The following is a 1,673-nucleotide window of genomic DNA, read 5'->3' on the forward strand; positions in this document are numbered from 1 at the left end:
AAGAGAGACTATCTCCACTTATCAGAGCGCCCAATGGTGGAAACCATTGTCAAAATGGTAGTACTTTCCCCATTATTGAAACTAGCTGGTTTTTATCGTTATCCCTTTTATATTACTGCTGAAAAAGTCGTAGAAATTACTTCCCAAGATCAAGAAACAATTATTACCGGAAGACTTGATATACTCATCTACACTCCAGAATTTTGGGTATTAGTCATCGAAGCCAAACGAGCCGATTACTCCCTAGAAGTTGGCATCCCCCAAGCACTAAGTTATATGCTAGGGAGTCTTGAATCAGAAAGACCTGCTTTTGGATTTATCACCAATGGGCCAGATTTTATTTTTCTTAAACTGAGCAAGGACAATACACCAAAGTATGGTGAATCAGATTCATTTTATCTTCGGAATAAGACAGGCTTGGAGCAGGTTCTCAAAATCCTAAAGCGCTTTAATCAATTAGTGAGGCAATAATCAAGTATTAATATCAAGTCTGGTTAATTGTTTACGATCCGAATCATGAGGTTATTGACCAAAAAATTTGGGTTTCAAGCCCCGTCCTTCTAGGAGACGAAACCTTAGATAGTGGAGTCTTAATCAATAAGTTTTAACCCTTTTACGCATAGCCTGCCAACCATAAAGACTCCACTATCTTACGGTAACTTCAACGGACGGCTTTCTCTTTTTGTGTTATAATTTACGTAGAGTTGTCCCACGTCAAAAATGAGAGTCTTAGAATTTAAGGTCAAAGGGAAGAAAACTCAATACGCTGCGATTGATGAGGCGATCCGTACTGGTCAGTTTGTCCGAAACAAGTGCATTCGTTACTGGATGGACAATAAGGGCGTAGGACAGAAGGACTTATATCGCCATAATACGTGGCTTAGAGCTGAATATCCCTTTGTAAAAGACTTGAACTCTCATGCTTGCCAAGCTTCAGTAGAAAGAGCTTATAGCTCAATTTCTAGATTCTACGACAAGTGCAAAAAGAAAACTCCTGGGAAAAAGGGATACCCTAAATTTAAAAAGTTTTCTCGATCGGTTGAATACAAGACATCGGGTTGGAAATTATCTCCTGATGCTAAGTCAATAAATTTCTTAGACAAGAAAGGTATTGGAAAATTAAAACTGAAGGGAACCTGGGAGTTATGGCGTTACGAACAAAAACTGATTAAACGAGTTAGATTAGTGCGTCGCGCGGATGGGTATTATGTTCAGTTCTGCATAAAAGTTGATATCAAGGAGCCTTTGGAGCCTTCTCATACCAATGTCGGACTGGACGTAGGACTCAAGGAATTTTATACCGATTCCAAAGGAGGCGTAGAGCAAAATCCCAGGTTTTATCGAAAAGGAGAAAAGAGGTTAAAGTTTTATCAACGCCGAGTTTCTCGGAAAAAGAAAGGCTCATTCAATCGAAAAAAAGCCATTAATAGATTAGGTAGGACGCACCTCAAAATAAGTAGGCAGCGTGAAGAGCACGCCAAGAGACTGGCGCGCTGCGTAATCCACTCTAACGATGTGGTCGCTTACGAAGACTTGAGGGTAAAAAATCTGGTCAAAAACCACTGCCTTGCCAAGTCTATTAATGACGCTGGTTGGTATCAATTTAGGAAATGGCTGGAATATTTTGGACAAAAGTTTGGCAGACAAACAGTAGCGGTAAATCCTGCTTATAC

2 protein-coding genes are annotated in these 1,673 nt (G+C 39.9%); both read left to right on the top strand.

Translation table 11 applies throughout. The features are described from left to right. Positions 1–471 (top strand): type I restriction endonuclease (locus F6K49_RS46635; protein WP_293109271.1); only part of this gene is annotated, 471 nt, incomplete at its 5' end. A gap of 249 nt (positions 472–720) precedes the next feature. Then, positions 721–1,673, top strand: a 953-nt coding sequence (locus F6K49_RS46640; RefSeq protein ID WP_293109273.1) for a transposase, incomplete at its 3' end; no start/stop codon positions are given.

It is taken from the genome of Moorena sp. SIO3I6, assembly GCF_010672095.1.